14 protein-coding genes and 1 pseudogene are annotated in these 17162 nt (G+C 67.7%); 8 read left to right on the top strand and 7 right to left on the bottom strand.

All coding sequences use genetic code 11. The features are described 5' to 3' along the window. Positions 1–932: 932 nt before the first annotated feature. Entirely contained in the window at positions 933–1400 is a 468-nt protein-coding gene (locus KV381_RS36250) for a hypothetical protein (protein WP_218787150.1), read from the top strand. Positions 1401–1906: 506 nt separating this feature from the next. Here KV381_RS36250 and KV381_RS36245 read toward each other — a convergent pair. Next, the gene (locus tag KV381_RS36245; protein ID WP_218787149.1) at positions 1907–2806 is read right to left on the bottom strand and encodes a hypothetical protein; all 900 of its coding nucleotides are present in this window, start codon (positions 2804–2806) and stop codon (positions 1907–1909) included. Between the two features lie 770 nt (positions 2807–3576). Between KV381_RS36245 and KV381_RS36240 the strand changes: the two genes are divergently transcribed. From KV381_RS36240 to KV381_RS36230, 3 genes are all read left to right on the top strand, one after another. Then, on the top strand, positions 3577–3795 hold the full coding sequence (locus KV381_RS36240; protein WP_256994996.1) for a hypothetical protein: 219 nt from the start codon (positions 3577–3579) through the stop codon (positions 3793–3795). An 815-nt stretch (positions 3796–4610) separates the two neighbouring features. Beyond that, positions 4611–4859, top strand: coding sequence for a hypothetical protein (locus KV381_RS36235; protein WP_256995222.1), 249 nt, complete (start codon positions 4611–4613; stop codon positions 4857–4859). Between the two features lie 916 nt (positions 4860–5775). Beyond that, positions 5776–6408 carry a hypothetical protein gene (locus KV381_RS36230; protein WP_218787147.1) on the top strand — a complete coding sequence of 211 codons (633 nt, stop codon included), beginning with the start codon at positions 5776–5778 and terminating at the stop codon, positions 6406–6408. A gap of 802 nt (positions 6409–7210) precedes the next feature. Here the strand turns inward: KV381_RS36230 and KV381_RS36225 are convergent. Beyond that, the gene (locus tag KV381_RS36225; RefSeq protein ID WP_218787146.1) at positions 7211–7975 is read right to left on the bottom strand and encodes a hypothetical protein; all 765 of its coding nucleotides are present in this window, start codon (positions 7973–7975) and stop codon (positions 7211–7213) included. Positions 7976–8844: 869 nt separating this feature from the next. Here KV381_RS36225 and KV381_RS36885 point away from each other — a divergent pair. Beyond that, positions 8845–8973, top strand: coding sequence for a hypothetical protein (locus KV381_RS36885; RefSeq protein ID WP_256995221.1), 129 nt, complete (start codon positions 8845–8847; stop codon positions 8971–8973). A 516-nt stretch (positions 8974–9489) separates the two neighbouring features. On the opposite strand, the gene KV381_RS36220 is transcribed toward KV381_RS36885, so the two are convergent. Then, positions 9490–11202 (bottom strand): hypothetical protein, encoded by a 1713-nt coding sequence (locus KV381_RS36220; RefSeq protein WP_218787145.1) that lies wholly within the window; start codon positions 11200–11202, stop codon positions 9490–9492. 315 nt (positions 11203–11517) lie between these two features. On the opposite strand from KV381_RS36220, the gene KV381_RS36215 reads away from it, so the two are divergent. From KV381_RS36215 to KV381_RS36205, 3 genes are all read left to right on the top strand, one after another. Continuing rightward, the gene (locus KV381_RS36215; protein ID WP_218787144.1) at positions 11518–12246 is read left to right on the top strand and encodes a hypothetical protein; all 729 of its coding nucleotides are present in this window, start codon (positions 11518–11520) and stop codon (positions 12244–12246) included. Between the two features lie 74 nt (positions 12247–12320). Next, positions 12321–12590, top strand: a complete 270-nt coding sequence (locus tag KV381_RS36210) for a hypothetical protein (protein WP_218784206.1) — start codon at positions 12321–12323, stop codon at positions 12588–12590. A gap of 1076 nt (positions 12591–13666) precedes the next feature. Next, positions 13667–14140 carry a peptidoglycan-binding protein gene (locus KV381_RS36205; protein ID WP_218784208.1) on the top strand — a complete coding sequence of 158 codons (474 nt, stop codon included), beginning with the start codon at positions 13667–13669 and terminating at the stop codon, positions 14138–14140. Positions 14141–14541: 401 nt separating this feature from the next. Here the strand turns inward: KV381_RS36205 and KV381_RS36985 are convergent, their stop codons facing one another. The 4 genes and pseudogenes from KV381_RS36985 to KV381_RS36185 all read right to left on the bottom strand — a co-directional run. Next, positions 14542–14880 carry a hypothetical protein gene (locus tag KV381_RS36985; RefSeq protein ID WP_266490182.1) on the bottom strand — a complete coding sequence of 113 codons (339 nt, stop codon included), beginning with the start codon at positions 14878–14880 and terminating at the stop codon, positions 14542–14544. A 177-nt stretch (positions 14881–15057) separates the two neighbouring features. Next, complete coding sequence (locus KV381_RS36195; RefSeq protein WP_218787143.1) at positions 15058–15237, bottom strand: hypothetical protein; 180 nt, start codon at positions 15235–15237, stop codon at positions 15058–15060. Positions 15238–15421: 184 nt separating this feature from the next. Continuing rightward, positions 15422–15682, bottom strand: a complete 261-nt coding sequence (locus KV381_RS36190; RefSeq protein ID WP_218787142.1) for a hypothetical protein — start codon at positions 15680–15682, stop codon at positions 15422–15424. A gap of 935 nt (positions 15683–16617) precedes the next feature. Beyond that, positions 16618–17012: pseudogene (locus KV381_RS36185) on the bottom strand (IS110 family transposase); the annotation flags it as partial. Positions 17013–17162 lie beyond the last annotated feature (150 nt).

The following is a 17162-nucleotide window of genomic DNA, read 5'->3' as shown; positions in this document are numbered from 1 at the left end:
GTGCGTAGGAGGGCTGCGACACGGCTCAGGAAGTGATGTCAGGCCGATCAATCGCCGTTCGCGGACAGGGATGGGCGCTTACTGGCGGCTACCGGACCAAAGGGCCGTCACCGTAGCGCCCACCACTGACAACACGTGCAACTACCACGAGGTAACCTGATCACCTGTCACCACATATGGCGGAAACGCACGCCGCTTTGGCTGTAATTAACCTGCTGGAGATGTGCGCCGTCGAGATGCCACCTCGTGCGGATGCGTAACTGCAAAGTGGCCAAGAGCCCTGAACCCTCCTCAGCTGCGCGCCGAGAAATAAATGGCTGGTAACAGTTCCTGGGCTGCTCTCCTTACACTCACGCATTGCAGAGCTACGGGCCTCTTGCGCCGCATCGCGACACATCACTCCTTCCACCTGGTCGGCATTCTTCGGGAAGAGAGGAAACGATTCGCTCCCTGACCCGTTGTCAGAGGCAGCCGCAACGATGACGCGCATGAGTCTCACTTCCCGCCTGAAGGACCCCGCATCCGCCATCTCACGCTTCCCTGGCGGAACACCTTTCCTGACGTCGTGCTGTGCGACTACCGCGATCGCCTGGCCCAGTACTCACCTCCGGTCAAGCCCGCACCTGAAGCGGGCACGCGCGCCGAGTACCGCATGCTGGGACACACCATCGACCACCGGCTCCGGATCAGCCCGGCGTGCCCACCGGCCAGCCGATCCGAGGGTGTGGTGCGCGCCGCGCTCGACGACGACGGGTGGCCCAGCGTCGAAGTCATCGGCACCGTGCAGGCAGCGGGACAGGTGCTCCTGGAGGAACTGTCCCGGTACGAGAACACTGATGGTCGGCTGCTCACCCTCGACGACGCATCCGAGGACCGTCTCGTGCGTCTGTGCCACGTAGCCTCCAGTTTCGAAGCGATCTTCCGCTGTGTGGGTGGGTACGCGGCAACAATCTCGGTTCAACCCGCCCGGGGACACCCTCGACAACATCACCGCCGCGGTGCCCGATTACGTGGTGGCCGACATCCGCAGCCAGATGCGGCTGGCCGGCACGCCGGGCCCCTTCGACCGCTTCATCAAGCTGCCCGCCGCTGCACGGATCGGCGGCCCCGTGTTCGACGGCAGTCGCGATGTCGGCGGAGCGGACGCCGACTTCATCCTGGACGGGCAGCTGATCGACTGCAAAGCGACCATCCGGCCGGAGCGGATGAGCCGGGCCGAGATCTACCAGCTCGCCGGCTATCTCCTGCTCGACTACAGCGACGCCTTCACTGTCACGGAAGTAGGGCTGTACCTGTCCCGGCAAGGCGCGCTCGTCAACTGGAGCGTGCAGGACTTCCTGATCTTCAGGGATGCCGGCTCACATTGCCTGAGCTACGGGCAGCATGCCAGCACGCATTGACCGAGGGCTCCGCCGGCTCGCCCGCGCCAGCGGAAGCGATGCGGCGTCCACTCCCCGCCCCGCAACGCGCCGGCCGTACAGGAGAGCCTCTTCGACTGAAGTTGCTGGCCGTGAGGCGGGGCTGGTACCAACCACAGCGCACGCCACGTCTGCGGCCAGACGTTGTTGCAGCCGTCGGCCCGCTGCGTCGCGCGGGCCTTCGGAACCCAACCTGCTGGACAGCTCAGGTCTGCTGGCTGCACGGGGCTCGTCGACGTAGCGCCCGACAGCCGCTTCGTGCCTACCGGGCAGGCAGCCTGCGAGAGTCAAAGACCGTGCCTGAGAGGATCAGTCGGCTCTTCGAGCCTGGTGACCTCACGAAGCATGTGGGTCCTGATCACCCTCTGGGTTCGAAGTAGGCGTTTGCCCGGTCCCGCAGTTGGTCCAGTGGTGCGTGGGCGGGGTTCAGCGACGCGCTGCGCACTGCGGACTTCACGGAGCGCATGGCCAGTTCGCTGTCGAGCAGCTCATAGCCTGCGTGTACCGCTTGAGCGAGGGCGCTCGGCAGCAGACCTGAACGGCTCGCGCTTCTCGTCGAAGTCGTCGACAGGAAGCACTCTGCCTGCCTGGGCGTCCTCCAAGACGCGAACGAGGAAGGTAAGCCACGCACGGCAGCGCACGCCGGCGTCGTTGACCACGTCAATTCTCCGTGCGACAGCGTCCCCCAGCCTCTGCCTGCTGTCAGCGCGTTCCTTCCTGCGCTGAACAGTCAGAGGGCCGATCGTCGCAGCCAGCGCTGCGATCAGAGCAGCAGCGACTGCCCCCAGCAGACCGATCTTCGCAGCATCCACCAATCCACAGTAGCCAACGCTCTGCCCGCACCACGCTCTCGATGCAACCGCCAAGGGCTCACTCTGCGGGGGACGGGACGTGGGAGGGCCTCGCGCTGCTCGGCGCAGGCCAGCAAGCTTCGGGCCAACGCCCGTGCGGCAGGTAAACCACAGCCGCCTGCCGAGTCGCTGTTCTTCGCTGAGCGAGCCGATCCAGTTGGCGATCACGCCGCCCAGGGAAGGCAGGACGTTCAGGCCCTCCTCTTCACTGTCCAGGAAGAGCCACCCTCGCCCTGCCTGGTCGGGCCGGCGGGCAGCCGCGAGGGCTGCGCCAATCTGCGACTCGGTCTGATGTCGCCCCAGGTCTATCCGGTGCGGCCTGGCCTTCTTCTTCCCCACGGCCCGGCCCTCGCGCAGGATCGTCACCGACTTTCCGGCACCTCGTTCACCGAACAGCGCGAGCACCGGCACATCCTCCAGGTCTACCAGCGCTCGCCCGCGGTCCTCCTCGGAAGCAAAACTGCTCCGGCCCCGCCCGGGTGCCGCACTTCCCAGCGGCACCACCCGCAGAAGCCACCGATACACCGTTTCGGACATCACTCGTGTCTGCATAAATGACGCGCGTAGAAGGCAGCGCTGGCAGGCCTCTCCTGCCTCTGTATGGGGCGATGGCAATGCTTGGTCTGCTGCTCATTCTCAGGTCTGTGCGGACGTGGCGTTGCCGATGACGTCTTGCCCTCAACGGTGCCCCTGCGGATGCTCCGCAGCAATCCCGGCACGAGATCGGCACGCCGAAGGCCGACACCAGAGGGTGTCGGTGGCGCTCGGCAGGCGCGGACCAACGCGCCTGCCGTTCCTGAGGTTCGGGCTTGCGACCAATCGCCTTCAGGTGACACCGGCAGCTGAAGCGGCGGGTGTCGTCGCTGCGAAGCGTCCACCAATCGGGCCTGACCGCAAGCGAGCGGGAACGAATGCTGGGCCACGCGGCCATCTGCCGGCCGGGTCGTCGATCAGGCAGCCTCGCTTGCTCGCATCTCGGGCGTGCGCATCGTGGAACGACGGGCCAGCGGCATGCCTGAGCGCTGCGGTGCCGGCGGAACTGCGTAGCCGGCAGGGGAACATTGACTAGGCCGTGAACCGACAAAGAGGACATATAGGCCTTGGGTGGTAGGTGGGCGGCGGGGCAGGCGTGGAAGGCTGTACTCATCGTGCAACCCCGCTTAAGGCAGGGCCAACTGCCCAGGGCTGCACGTCGATTGCGACCACTCAACCTGGCCCCGGCCGCCGCGCCGGGGCCCTTCGCCCGACGGAGTCATCTCGTGAACCATCTGTCCTCTCCCCTTGCGCCTACTGCCCCGGCTTCGTCAGTGCGCTGGGACCCCACACATGCCCTGATCCTGCTGATCGCGTTTCTGGCGCTCGGCACTCTGCTGTTCCTCAAGGGAACGCCCACCGGCGCCATCCTCGCCCTGCTCGGCGGCTGCGGTGCAGTCGGCGCAGGCACCCTCGCGCTCGCCGGCGGCGGCCGCCACTGGCTGATCGCCGTCCTGGCCGAGGTCGCGATGCGCTCCGGCACCGGCAGGTAGACACCCGCCATGGCCCCTCCCACCAGCGACGCAGACGTGCCCTACGCCCGTCTCGCCGCGCACCCGTCCGCGCTGCGCAAGCAAGCACGGCTCAGCCAGCGCGCTCGCACTGACCGCAGCAGTCTCCCGCGGACAATTCAGAACGCCGAGTCCGGCGCCTCCGCCCTCCCCGCAGTCCTCGACGCGCTCCTCGACGCGTGCCAAGCTTCCCCACGCTCGCCACGACGCGCACCAACTACGAAACCAGGGCCGCACCACCGCCCGCGACCGCCACATCGGTGCGCCCTCCGCCCGATACATTTATGGCCGCGGTGCACTCGCCGCCGTGCTCGCCAACGCCTACGAGAAGGCCGGCGCCCCCTCCCCCAGCACTTTGACCCGCCCCGCGGCAGGGCTGACGCCCATCCCCCGCACCACCCTGTACAACATCATCAACCGGCGCAGACTGCCCGCAACCGAGGAACAACTGGCAACGTTCCTAGCCGTCTGCCGCGTCAAACCAAGCGACCGCGTCCACATCCACAGCGCATGGCGCAGCCTTCGCAACTTCCCTCAGCCGAAACCGCCAACCCACCGATCAAGGCACACCAACGCCCACGAGAGAACGCCCGGCGAGGCGCGGTCCAGCACCTGACCCACGGTACCCAAGACCGGTCTCGTGACCGGGCCAATCAGTGCCGGTGGCTGGACGCAATGAGGTAGTGCTCGTGCTGGTCCGCAGTCAGGCACTGACCGGACCATCCGTGGCAGTAGGAGCAACTGGGCCCGTTCCACTCCCAGAAGTTTCCCGTCAGCAGCAGCGCCGCACGACTTCGGTGCAGTGGCCCGAGGACATCGACCGGCACCTGAACATCCTGGTCCGTGCCGCCACAGCGGCCGGCGAACGCACCTCGCGCGCCGAACTGCTCGCCGCCCTGGTGGCAGCCGCCGACCCGCAGCATGAGCAGCTGACTGTCCTGCTGCACCGCTACCGTCGCCTGCCGAAACCGCTCGCCGACGACGAGAGCCGTGAGGACCTCCCCCACGTCCGCTCTCCCGGACCGCGCCGTGCGACGTCCGCTTAAACGACCGGTACCTGCGGGAGGTCACCGCGGCTGGTAGGCAACCGCAGCACCGGGCTCGCCACAAACGGAGGGTCGGCTGCGCCGGCATCGGGCACTCGTGCCGGGCTCGAGCTCTACACCACCTTCAAGAGTGTGCGCAATCCACTACCCGCCAGCAGTGGGCCGCTTGTTGCACAGCGGTGGCAGACTGCAGTCCATGGGTGAGGGCAAGAGTGAGGTGCGCACTACACGGACGTGGGCTGATGAGGTGGCGCAGGTCCTACGGAGCAGCAGATTACACTCCGCGGAGCGGGAGCTGACCTGGCCGGAGGCGCTGGAACAGCTGCGTGCGCGGGCTGGCGACGGTCCCTACACCGGGCAGCAGCGGCAGCCTTGGGAAGCGACCATTTCCGATCTCACGCATGCGGCTGTCCAGTTGGGTCCGGCGGTACGACACCAGTTGGAGCCTCGTCTCTCCGAGCTCCTTTCCGCTCTGTCGACGCCACCGAACGCCAGCGCCACAGAGCGCATCGCCAAGGCGGCGCGGCTGGCTGATGAGCTGCTCATGCAGGCTGATAGTGGGCAGTTGCTGCCCGCGGCGTGGCAGGATTGGGCTCGGCACGCGATGATGTCGGCTTCGACGCACTCAACGGGTGCCGAAAACTGCTGTACGTGTTGTTGCAGCGCTCACAGCATCGGGCCGAACAGGTGTGCAGCCAGTTGTCCGGGGTGATGCGCGATGACGCAGTGACTGTACAGGGGCCCAGCTGCGGTTGGTGATCTCGATGTCTCTGCACCGTGGAGAGACATCGCGGGTTGTGCGGCCAGGTGGAGCCCACAGGCACGCGCTGATCTGTGCGAGCGGCTGGTGGTGACTCAGCCCCTCACGGCCCATCACGTGGTATGGCACGCATTCAGACGGGCAGCGATCAGCAGGATGGTCGAGGAATACGGGCCCGTTACGTTGTACGACAGCGAGTGGTTGCGCGGGAACCTGCTCAAGGACGGGCCCTTCAGGGGCGATCTCCCTGCCGAGACAAGAGCCGACGACGGCTTCTTTCCCGCTGAGATGCTGCCCGAGGGGAAGGATGTGGTGATAGCCAGAGTCGATTTGGGTTCCGGAGCAAGGGCCGACGCTCCGGCCGACTCCCGAGTCTTGGTGCAGTCGTTGATTCTGGCAGCCACGTTCCCCGAAGACCAGCACGGCTGGGAGCTCTACGAGGGCTACATACATGTCGCCGATGGTGCCTGCGGCTGGAAGGTTTTCAGTCTGCTCGACGAGGACATCGACGCCCGGATGCCTTACGGGCCGATGGACATCACTGCGAAGCGCCTGTCCGAAATGGCACCGCGCGTAGCTCCGCACCTGGCTTCCGGGCTTGCGAACGTGTCCGGTGTAGTCGATGCCATCGGCTGGTGGAAGGCCTCGGGAGTGCAGCCTCCGCACGCGTCAGTACTGCTGGATGTGCGCATCCTGGAGACCGTGGCGACGGCGGTGTGCGAGCACGGCCAGACCTGGTACGGATATCTCGACGCCTTCCAGAAGAACTCATGGATCCGTCGCCCATGACATCCGAGCTGTTCGATGTGGTGTGGCATGCGCGCGATGACCTCCACGGGTGGAGCCCGCAGGAACAGGAAGCGATCACCACGATCCATGACAAACTGCTGCGTCATCGAAACTGGGAATCTCGCGCTGACATGGCCCAGGTAGCTGTCGAACTTCCTCCTTGGCAGCAGCTCTCCCAGAGCACACCCTGCAGCATCGCCGGACCGCTGCTGCAGCTCACCGGATATCAACCCCTGCTGGCGTACGCGTCTGGTACACGGACCTGGAGAACCGGTGGACGCGAACCCTGGGCCGCCTGCGGCTGGTCCGCAACGCCCTCGCCCACGGCGGCCCAGTCACCGCGGCCGCCGCAGCCAGCGTCGCCCCAGTCGTGCACCAACTAGCTGGAGGGGCACTGCTGTCCAGCCTTACCGCACTCGCAGAAGGAACGCCTGTAGCTGATCAGCACGAGGCGCATCGCGATCGATGCGATGCGTGGGCCCGGGACCGTCTGTCAGGCAGCACGGCCTACAAGCCCCAGCAGCTGACCGCCGCGATCTTCGTCACTGGCAAGCAGCCGGCCTGCGCCCGAGTCCGCGCCGGCGCTCCAACGGACGCTTACCGCAAGGCGAGCACACAACAGGAAGCCAGAACCTCAGCCAGCAGATCCTCCGCTAAGCTCTTTCCAGGGCCGGTCACTTCGGGTGTAGTGACTCGCAATCACCCGGCCCACCTGGAGAGACCAGGGTTCGAGTCCCCGTCCGCTGTGCGGGTCGTCCAATAGGCAAAGACACCCTTCCTTCCTTCCTCATCTGTCCGTCTTTCACGTCACAGTCGGTCGTGTCCGTTCGATGGGGCTGGTCAGGTGTGTGAACTGCAGGTCCACCACGGCAGCGTCTGCCTCGAGATGACGGATCACGTCCTGCTGCCGTTTTGCTAGTTCGGTGATCACTCGGTGCGCTGTCCAGGTGGCTTCCGGAAGTTGAGCCGAACTGGCCACCGCATACCAGTTGCCCAGCACTTCCAGTGTGAGATCGAGAGTTCCGCAGGCCCCATGAGCGTCATGGCTGTCCGCGACCGACGCGAAAACCCCTTGGTGCAGTGCTGTGTTGCGCAGCACGTACATCCAGCTGAGCTGAGCTCGGCAGCGTTCTTCGGCGTCCCTGAGCCATGCTGCGCACTGCTTCGGGCTGCTCATGCGGGCTCGCCAGACGTCGATGTCATAGGCGGGCAGGCCGTGCAGGACGGTCCTCAGGCGTGACAGGGCTGCTGAGCCGATCTTCACTTCCTGAGCGGCTCCGGGTGGCTCGGCCAGCAAGTCGGCCCACCGATTGAGGTCGCTCAGCAGGCCATGGCCGTTAACCGGGGCTGCTCGGTCGATTTCGTTCAGCGGCTGGAGATACAGGTTGTCGGCGTCTGCCGCCTCCAGTTCGGCAGTGGCCGCTCGGCCACGTGCCTCCCGCAGTTGCTGTTCCAGGGCCGACTGAGCGCCCTTCTGGCGAGGTGCCGCCCAAGCCCTCCACAGCACGACCGGTCCCCGCCGCACGCCCGTCACCTCGCCATGAATCGCGCTGGCGACACGACGCACGCACTGATAGAACTGAGCAGCTGCTGGCGCATTGCCTGAAGGCTGAGAGCGCGGGCGAGTTCCACATGAGCGGCACTGTCGTTGTAGCCGTGACGGATTCCGGCCGCTTCGATGGCGGCCCAGGACAGGGCTGCGCTGGTGAGTGGTGAGGAGGTGGAACGTGCGATGTGGGCCATACGGAGGCATTCGCGGATTTCCGCAGGCCAGTGCCTGGTCAGTGGCCACGCAGTGTCGACCGTGGGCCCTCGAGAGGTGTAACGACGCGAGCGGTCGTCTGACCTCGAAGACCAACGTCTCCGGCGCCAGGCGCAGTTCGGCAAGCCGGTGGCCCGCGACATAGGTGTCGAGCGCCTCTTCAATCCGTCGCCTGGCCAGGTGAACGGCGACGCCCCGGTCAGGTGCCATGACGGACAAGGTCAACAGGACGGCAGCAGCAGCCCGTTCCCCTTCCCGTGGGTCCACGCCAGCGTGACGGCCGTGTAGCGCTGCGAACTTCCTCAACTTCGCGGTCCCCTGGCCCCAGCCGTCCGGTGCCTTCTTGCCGATTGGAAACTGCCGGACATTGGTGTCGGCGTCGAACAGCTGGCCAAGCCCGGCCAAGGTGCGGGCACCCTCCACGACGGCAGCCACCCGGATCTGGCGATGCGCTGGCCGCAGCACCGAGAGTAGCCCCTGCCCGCAAGGCGCTTTCCGAAGGAAACGCTGCAGATCCGCAACCAGGCATTCATAGTCTCGTCCACGCCACACGGCGAGACTCGCGACCCGGCGATGGCGCGCTCGGCCGCCGTCACAGGCATTGCTGTGTCCCAGGCCTGCTGAAAGAGATCCAGAACGATGCGCTCGATCTTGGGTACGAACGCTGCCAGCTGATGAGCCAGAACGCCGCAGCGGGACGGCTCTTTGAGATCGTTCCGGCCACGGAGCACCATGTCTGCCAGCAGATCGTGGATATCCGCGAGCGGCTGCTTGGCCGGGATTACAACAGCCTCCAGTGCTAGCACTGACTTCAGGGTTCGCTCAATGACCGTGTAGGCCAGCTTCTCGTTCGGCTGGGCGTCTTTGCTGTCGCTCGCGCCAGCTCGGGATCGGAGCACAGCTTCGGCGCGGCTGAGGGAGAGTACGGCTGTTCCCCGGCCGCCGCGTGCTGCGTGGCATACGCACCGGGATGCATCGCTCTCAACGTCGCCTGTATTAGCAGACTTTGATGGCCAGCCAGGCCGGCCTTGCTCATGCCGGCGACAAGCTCCGGCTCAGATCCGGGATAGAACATCCCCGGACCTTACCCAGTGAGCCGAGCCAACAGCACGAGGGCCCGCGTCCCGCACCCCCTGGTCAGGTCAGCCAAAGATCTGCAGCATCTCTCGGCCTTGCGCTCAGCGCGATCCAGTCCGAAGTCTCCAAGTTCTCCACCTGCGCACCGTACCGAGACATGGTGCCCTTGCTGATTCCCGCTTGCCCCAGCGTGGCCTGTCGCGCCGCCACCCACAACAGCATCGGCCCGGCTACTGCTCCCTTCAGATTCCGAAGGCGGGTGCAGCCGCCTGGTGAGCGTGTGCGGTGACATGCAGGGCAGCCAAGAGAACGAGTGCCACCGTCTGAGGGGCCGTCTCCGTGTCGGATAGATCGTGGAGTTCGCTGTTGCGGAGGTTGAGTCCTCCGTCGCTGTCGACGAGCAGGAGACGCAGGAAAGCCTGCCAGTCGGCGTGCATGCCGGCGTCGGTCGCGCGGTCGATGAGGGTGGCCAGGAGAGTCACTCGGCCGCGGCTGTCACCCTGTGGCGGCTGGACGATCGGAATGCGGTGATAGCGCAGGTTCTCCCGGAGGATCCCTTCGATCCGGGGCAGGGCGATCGCGAAGGCTGCGTCGTACCCCGCTCCAATAGTAGCGGAAGCGCGCGCGAGCTTGGTGGCGCGGATCCCCGTGATGATGGGGTCGGCCGTGAACAGCTGGGCAAGCTGGGCGGTGGTCGGGTCGAAGCGGTCTCCCACCGTCTCCAGGAGGTGGTGCACGTAGACAGAGGTGATCATCATTGCGGTGACGTGCCACTGCCTCGTCGTCCGCTGCCGTGCGCACTCGGGCCTCCGCCACAGGAACGGGGCCAGCGGCATTGATCCGGATGCTGGGATGAAGGAGGACAACAACCCCTCGGATGCCAGCCTCCTTGCATGTTCCTGGGCAGCCTGCCGCGTTCCGCAGGGGGCCGGCAGGCTGGCCAGTGCGCTGAAGGCCTGCCCGAGGGTCTGCGCCTGGCCAAGGACCCTCTGGGAGTAGTCCTCGATCTCGCCTCGCCGCAGAGGGAACTCGAAGTGGAAACTTTCCATGCCGAGTTGGTCCGGAGCGATCGCCTGCATCCGTACCCGAGCGTCATCGAACAGGTCCTCCAAACCGTAGTCACGTGCTGCGGTGGCTGCTGCGTTCAGCCGGTCCACGCGGACAAAGCCCGTGAACCGCTCTGCTTCGGTGAGCAGCGCTTCGACGATCTGTCGCTGCAGTGCCGTCCGTTCTTGCGGGTCTTGCGTCCCCGCGATACGCAGCTGCAGCAGTTCCACCACCACCGGAACGTCCCCTCCGTGGATGCCGGTGGCCCTGCTGAGGAGTGCTTGCACGGCAGCATCTGAGGCGTGGCGGCCCACCAGCTTCCTCAAGATCTCCAAGACCAGGCCCGGCGCCGCTTCCTGGGAGTCGTCGAGAAGCTCAGACACAAAGCTGATCATGGCCTGCTTGGTGGTGAGTTCCAGGTCGCGCACGCTCAGCCGTACCGCAAGGTCGTACGCGAAGCACAGGCAGTCACTGGCCCGGCAGCGCCCCGCGGAGCGGTCCGCCATACCCAGAAATCGGGGCACAGCCTCCGTGTAGTCTTCGATCGCCTCGGGCATGTGGAAACTCTTGCGCGCCTCCCACACCAGGTGATGCAGGCGGGCACGCAGCATGGGGTGGCCCACAGCCTCCGCATAACCGGCCCAGGTCTCCATGGCACTGTCCGAGACGGCCTGAGGGTTCGCAGGCCACCGATCGGCGCCCCGGCCGATGAAGTCCCCCGCCAGCCCTCCCCGTTCCGTGACGTGGAAACACAGGGCAGCCCATATCGCGTCAGCTTCGGCTGCGGCCTGACCTTGCCATGCCTCTGCGTTGGCACGCTCGATCCAGCGCTGCAACAGCTCCTGGAGAGAAGCGAACTCAGCAGCTGTCTCGTCGATGCAGGCAAGCACGGCCGGGTCGATTCCCATCTGAACCTCCTGGAAGACCAGTATCGGCCGCGTCGCATCTGCCACCTACCGGTTTTCATCTGCGGCCACACCACATAGGACTACGCCCGCGGCCCTTCCCCCGGCCCCGCACCAGAGGGTGCACGCCTGCACAAACGCGCGCTGCCGAAGATGGCACCAACCACCGGGCCCGTAGGACCACATGGGAAGTGTCACCACGCTGCCCAGCAGAGATGTCACGTCCTGCCACTGGTGACCTCACAGCCGTGCCATCGAGCGCAACTACAGAGGCACAGCTCACAGGGTCGAAGCCATCAACCTGACGCTGGCTCAGTAATGACACCACTGCGCTGGCATCGCAACGACACTTCACACGGTCGCTTCAAGCGCATCATCAAGCGCCGAGAGTGCGGACTGGTCGGGGGAAAGGCCTCGGTGGCCTACACCGTTCCCACTGGTGCCAAGAGCGATGTCTACTTCCGGGTCCCCTTCGCATACTGGCGCGAGGACTGGCACCGGAAGCTGGACATGCCCGGCAAGGCTGTTCTGCTGGCCGCGATGAGCAGGCGGAAAGAGACCTTCACCCTCCCGCAGGACACCCGCGGTGCACGTGCCCTGGGACTGGGCCGCCACACGGTGACGCGGGGCATCGAGGAGCTGCTGCACCACGAGCTGCTCGTGAAGACCGGGACCGACGAGGTGGTGAACGCGCGCACCAAGGGCGGCTACGAGTCGGTACACACCTACCAGCTGGCTGCCGTTCAACATCAACCTGAGCAACTCGGAGATCGAGCGCTTGAAGGCCGAGCGCACGGAGATCGAGCGCACGGAGGCCGAGCGCCTGGAGGCGAAGTACCAGACGCTGGAGGAGGTCGAACTGGCAGTCGAGGAGGTCGCACTGCTGGCTCGGGGGAGCAATGCCGGCAGGAAGGCAGGGCAGCCGGGATGAGTGCCGCCGACCACCTGCGGGCGCGGGGACCGCCGGGCCCGTCCACCGCCTCGAACACGGCGATGCGCACATACGACAAAGGGAAGTTGCAGGTCAATGCTTGCAGGCTGACCTGAGACTTCCTGTCGTGATCACAGAAATTCGCCGCTTGTCCTCCGGTCCGTCTCGCAACAGCCGAAAGGGGCGAACTTTGACCTCCATCGAACGTACCTCAGACCACCGCGCGAGCATCAGCCCCGCCCTGGCCTGGGCACAGCTCTGCACCGCCGTGGCCTGCGTCTCCATCGCCCTGATCCTGCAGCTCACGGGGGCGGCCGCGCTGGCCTTGCCCATCGCGGGCATCGGTGCCGCCGTGTTCGGTATCCAGATCACGGTCCACATCACCCCCACTGCCCGCTCGGCAGCCGAGGCCCGTCCGGCGGACGCCGGGCGGCGGCCGCGGTGGTGGCGGCGCACCTGATGCAGAAGCCCGGAGGGCGGCACCCCACCACGGGGTGCCGCCCGCCGGCATGCGTGCGGTGTGGTCACGGCGTCGGCTGGTGGCCGTTCTCGTTCAGGGGTGTTGCCGCCGGAACCGCGCTCGCCGTGCGAGGCTGCACCCCGGGGCCGGTGATCGTCTGTGCGGGCCGCTGAGAGCTGATCTCCCGCCCCGCCAGCGGAGGGGCGCGGGGTGGGAGATCAGGGCTCAGAACGGCGCTGGGGCTGCTTCCTGGGCTTCGTGAGGCTGGTGGGTCTCTTGTGCGGTGGCGGCTGCGACGGCTGCGTCGCGGACGGCTTCCCACTCGCATACGACACGGTCGCGGTCGCGCTGGGCGGCGATCCGGCCGCGGGCGCAGAGCGGGTCTCCGGGCGGCGCGGCCGCAGGTGTCGGCGTGGCCGGGGCAGGTGCCGTCGTCGGTCTCGGTCACGGGGAGGGTGGCGTCGATCCGGACGAAGCGCGCTTCGTCCTGGCAGGTGGCGCACTGGGTGCGGGTGCGGACGGTGCAGGTGTAGTCGTCGAGGCCGGAGCGGAGCGGCCACCCGAGGTGCAGGGCGCACCGGGTCTCGCCGACCACGGCCAGGGTCGGGCAGAGACCGTCGTCGGCCTCGCAGCCTGGGTTCAGGTCGATCCCGCGCCGGACCTGGTCCTGCTGGCGCTCCAACTCGGCATACGGCATCGCGGTGGGCTTGGGGGCGTCGTCCCAGCGGCGCCCCTCCCCCGGTGCCGCACAGTCCGGGCCCGGAGTGGGAGCTCTCTATCCGCCTTCCTTCGGGTTGTAGTTGGCCTGTGCGTATTTGATTAGTGCGACACGGTCCGCATGCGCTTCCTCGCTCGTGTCAAATGTTCTCGGCCGAGCATTCTTTCCGAAGGGACGTCGCTCGTCCCACCGTCCCGCCATACCGCCGAAGCGGACGGTGTCCCCGCAGGTCAGCGGCTGAGACGTCCCACGAGGAGGTCATTTCCGCAGCAGCCGTGGCCCCCTCGCTGCCCGCCCCGCATTCTGATGTCGCAAGCCGGTGGCACGGCAGGTGCCGCCCCACGACCCAAGGGAAAGTATGCGACCGAACGCATTGACGAGGACCGTCATCAGCCTCACCGCCGCCGTCGGCCTCACCGCCGCAACGGTGGCGGGCGCGGGTACCAGCTTCGCGGCGTCCCCGCAGGCCGCCGAAACCGCGGCGAGCACCCAGGACGTCTCCGTCGCCGCGGTGAACAACCTCGGCCTGAGCAGCGCGCAGGCCAAGAACGTGCAGCGTGCGCTGAAGGCCCGCTGGGGCTACAACGACGCGATCGACGGGCATCTCGGCACCAACAGCTGGAAGGCGATGCAGCGCTTCCTCAAGAAGAAGTACGGCTACAAGGACAGCATCGACGGAATCGTCGGGCCCAACACGGTGACGGCGTTGCAGAGTTACCTCTACTACTTCGGATACAACGGACATCTCAACGGAATCGCCGGATCAGAGACCAGGGCAGCGTTCAAGAATATGTCCGGTTCCTGCCCCGACCACTGCCTGCCGTCTCCCTGAGCGAGAGCACGAACACGCCGCTGCCCGTCCCTCTCTCCCTCGCGGAGGAAGGGACGGGCAGCGTCCAGATGACGGCCAGGCGGCTGTCGATCGCCCGAGACCGGCGGACCGAAGCAACCGACCTCGTCGCCCGTCTCAGCGGATCCGTACGGCAGTCAGCGTGCCGTGACGGCCCGATCCGGCGAGCACTTCGACCACCAGCTCGGCATCGAACGCCGTGTACGTCTCGTCGCCCGCGCGCCCTTCCCCGTGGCCGGAGCGTCGGCGAGGACCGTGCCGACGCGGGCGGCCAGCGCGGCGTCCAGACCGGCCGACAGCTGCGGCTGGCTCTCCCCGGGCCGTGTCTGCTTCCGATCCCCGGGGCGGTCTGCCGGCGGTTTCCTCAGTCGAGGTCGGCGGGTCTACCGTCCGCGTCCCTGCCGGGGTGCGGGGGTGTTGTGCTGGCGGTGTGCGGCGGGGGCGGGCTGCTTCGGCGGTGCCGTGTCCGGGACCTCGGTGATGGAGCGTGAGCGGGTGGCTGTGGTGGAAACGCGGGGGCCGGTGGGCAGGGCCTGGTCGAGTGGTGTGGTGAGGGCGTGGTGGGCGGCCAGGAGCAGGCGGGCGGTGATGCCGGAGGGCGGGCCGGTACGCCAGGTGGCGGTGTCGGGTGCGATCCGGGCGAGGTGCGCGGCGAAGGGCATGTTCTGCTGGGCCATGCGGTGCATGCGGTGGGCGAGGACGGGCCACTGACGGGAGCTCACCAGGAGCGCGGCATCCCGCTGGCAGCAGGGTCTCGTTGACCCTGCTGACCAGGGTGCGGTGAGCGTCGAGGGTGACGCCGAGCTGGTGAAGGGCGCGGGTCCGGTCGCCGAGGTCGAGGTCATGCAGGATGTTCAGGCCTTCGGTCAGCGGGCCCCAGACGTTCTTCGCGTCGGTGCTCACCGCCGGGGCGGCCCAGGGGTCGGGCTTCTGCGCCGTGCCGGGAGCGGCCGGCGCGGGCGCGGCGGGAACGGGAGCAGCGGCGGCGGGGCGATGGCCTGGTCGATGCCGAGGCCGGCTGCGTGGGCGTCGGTGAGGATGCGTGCAACGTCGACGCCCTGGTCGTGGAGGCGGCCCATGTGGGCGGCGGTATCGGGCCAGGCCGGGAGGCGAGGATCGCGTCGCGGATGAGGCCTTCGGGGAGGGTCGTGCGCAGGAGGTCGGCCCAGCGGTCGGTGCCCTCGGCCTGGATGCGGGCGATGTTCTTGGCGACCGCGTGCTCGACCCCGGCGGCCATGCGGCCCAGGTTCGGGAGGAAGGCGGTCAGGTCGACGCCGCGCGCTGGAGCCCGGCGAGCTGACGGGCCATGACGGGCCAGTTCGCATCAGCCATCAGGTCGTGCAGGGCGCCCTCCGGCATCACCGCCCGCCTGCTCCTGGCCGTGGTGGTGCTCCTGGAAGCGCGGCGGACCGCGTCGGCGATCGTGAGGAACAGCCGGACCGACATCGCCGCGGCCTGCGCCGCCTCGGACAACGCTTCGGAGAACGGCTCACCCGGCAGCTGGGCAGGTGCGGGGGTGGTCATGGTGGCGGGTCTCCTTCGTACGGTCAGCGCAAGCGCCCCGGGCCCGGGCCCGGGGGTGGTCCGGTGGGGGGTTGGGGCGGTACACCGGTAACGGGCGGGGGCGGAGCCGGGCCACGCTCGGCAGCAGGTGTCACCCGTACGGTGCGCGGAGAGGCCTGGGGCGCCGGGCGGGGTGTCGTCGTTCGCGGCGCCGTCGTGGCCGGTGGTGGTGATGGTGGTGGCTTCGCGGAGGAGGACTGCGGCCCGGGCGGCGGCTGTTGTCTGGGCGCGGTGGTGTTGTGCGCGGTGCCAGGCGGTCGCCGCCTCGATGGCTTCGGCGAGGACGAGCAGGAGGTTCAGGGCGGCGGCGCCGCCGCGTGCCGTTCTGGGTGCGTGTTCCAGGGGCGGGCGGCGGCCTTGAACCGGGTGCGGGCGGTGCCGTCGCGGGTGCGGCCGGGGGCTGCCAGACGGCGGCGCGCGGACCTTGTTGCGTACGGCGGCGGGGACGTCGCGGCGGCGATGGTGAGGAGGTCGCCCAGGGCGGTGGCGTCGCCCGCACCCTGCGTGCGTCCGGCGCGGGCCAGGAGGGCGGCTGCTTCGCGGATGCGGTGGTGTGCGCGGGTGATGTCCGGGGGTGACGGCGGGTTCGTAGCGTTCGCGGATGCGGGGCAGGGAGAGGTCGTAGGCGAGGGTCCGGCCCGAGAACCAGACCGGCCGCGGGCCATGGTCGGCGCGACCGCGTACCCGTCGATGGTCCCGTTCTCGTCGTGGTGTTCGCGGACGCGGAGGCTGGCGTCGCGGAGCCGGTTCAGGAGATCGGTGGTGTCGGTGGGGGCGTTCCGGACCGAGACGTGCCACATGTGCTCGGCCGGGCGCGGTCCGCGCAGGGCGTCAACCGGGGCGTCCAGGTGCAGTCCGAGAGCGGACAGAGTCATGCGGTCGGGGGGCGCGCAGGGCATCGTCTCGTCCTCGCTGTCGATGGCCCGCAGTGTGTGTGGCATCGCGCGGGCCGCGTCGGCGATGATGAACGCGTCCCTCGCGTCCGTCTTCGCCTCGCCGGGGTAGAGGTCGGCGATCCGCCGCATCGTCAGACCATGCAGGTAGGCGACCGGGCAGCCTCTGTCCCGGGCGACCGCCAGCGGCAGAGCCCCGATCGAGGTCGGCTGGTCGACCACGACCAGCCGTGTCCCGTGCTTGGCTTGCAGCTTTGCGAACAGCTCGCGGAGCTTGGGCTCGGTGTCGGGCAGGCGCTTGTCGAAGGCTTTCTTCCGGCCGGGGTGACGGCGGTGGCCTGGTGTTCGCTCTTGCCGCCGTCCAGGCTGGGGAAGACGTCGACGTCTCCGGTGTCGATCACGTGCAGGCCCCTCCATCACGCTTACGTCCGGCCTTGCCAGGGCACCGAGCTGCCACATCCACGTTACGGAGAACTCTTCCGGCTCGGGGGGAAGCCGTGCTCAAGCCCCTCATCAGCGGTCCGTCGGTGTCTCCGGATCCGGTGACC

This window comes from Streptomyces sp. WY228, from assembly GCF_019287315.1.
GTDB classification, from domain to species: Bacteria; Actinomycetota; Actinomycetes; order Streptomycetales; family Streptomycetaceae; genus Streptomyces; species Streptomyces caviscabies.
This window is presented reverse-complemented; position numbering and strand designations above follow the sequence as displayed.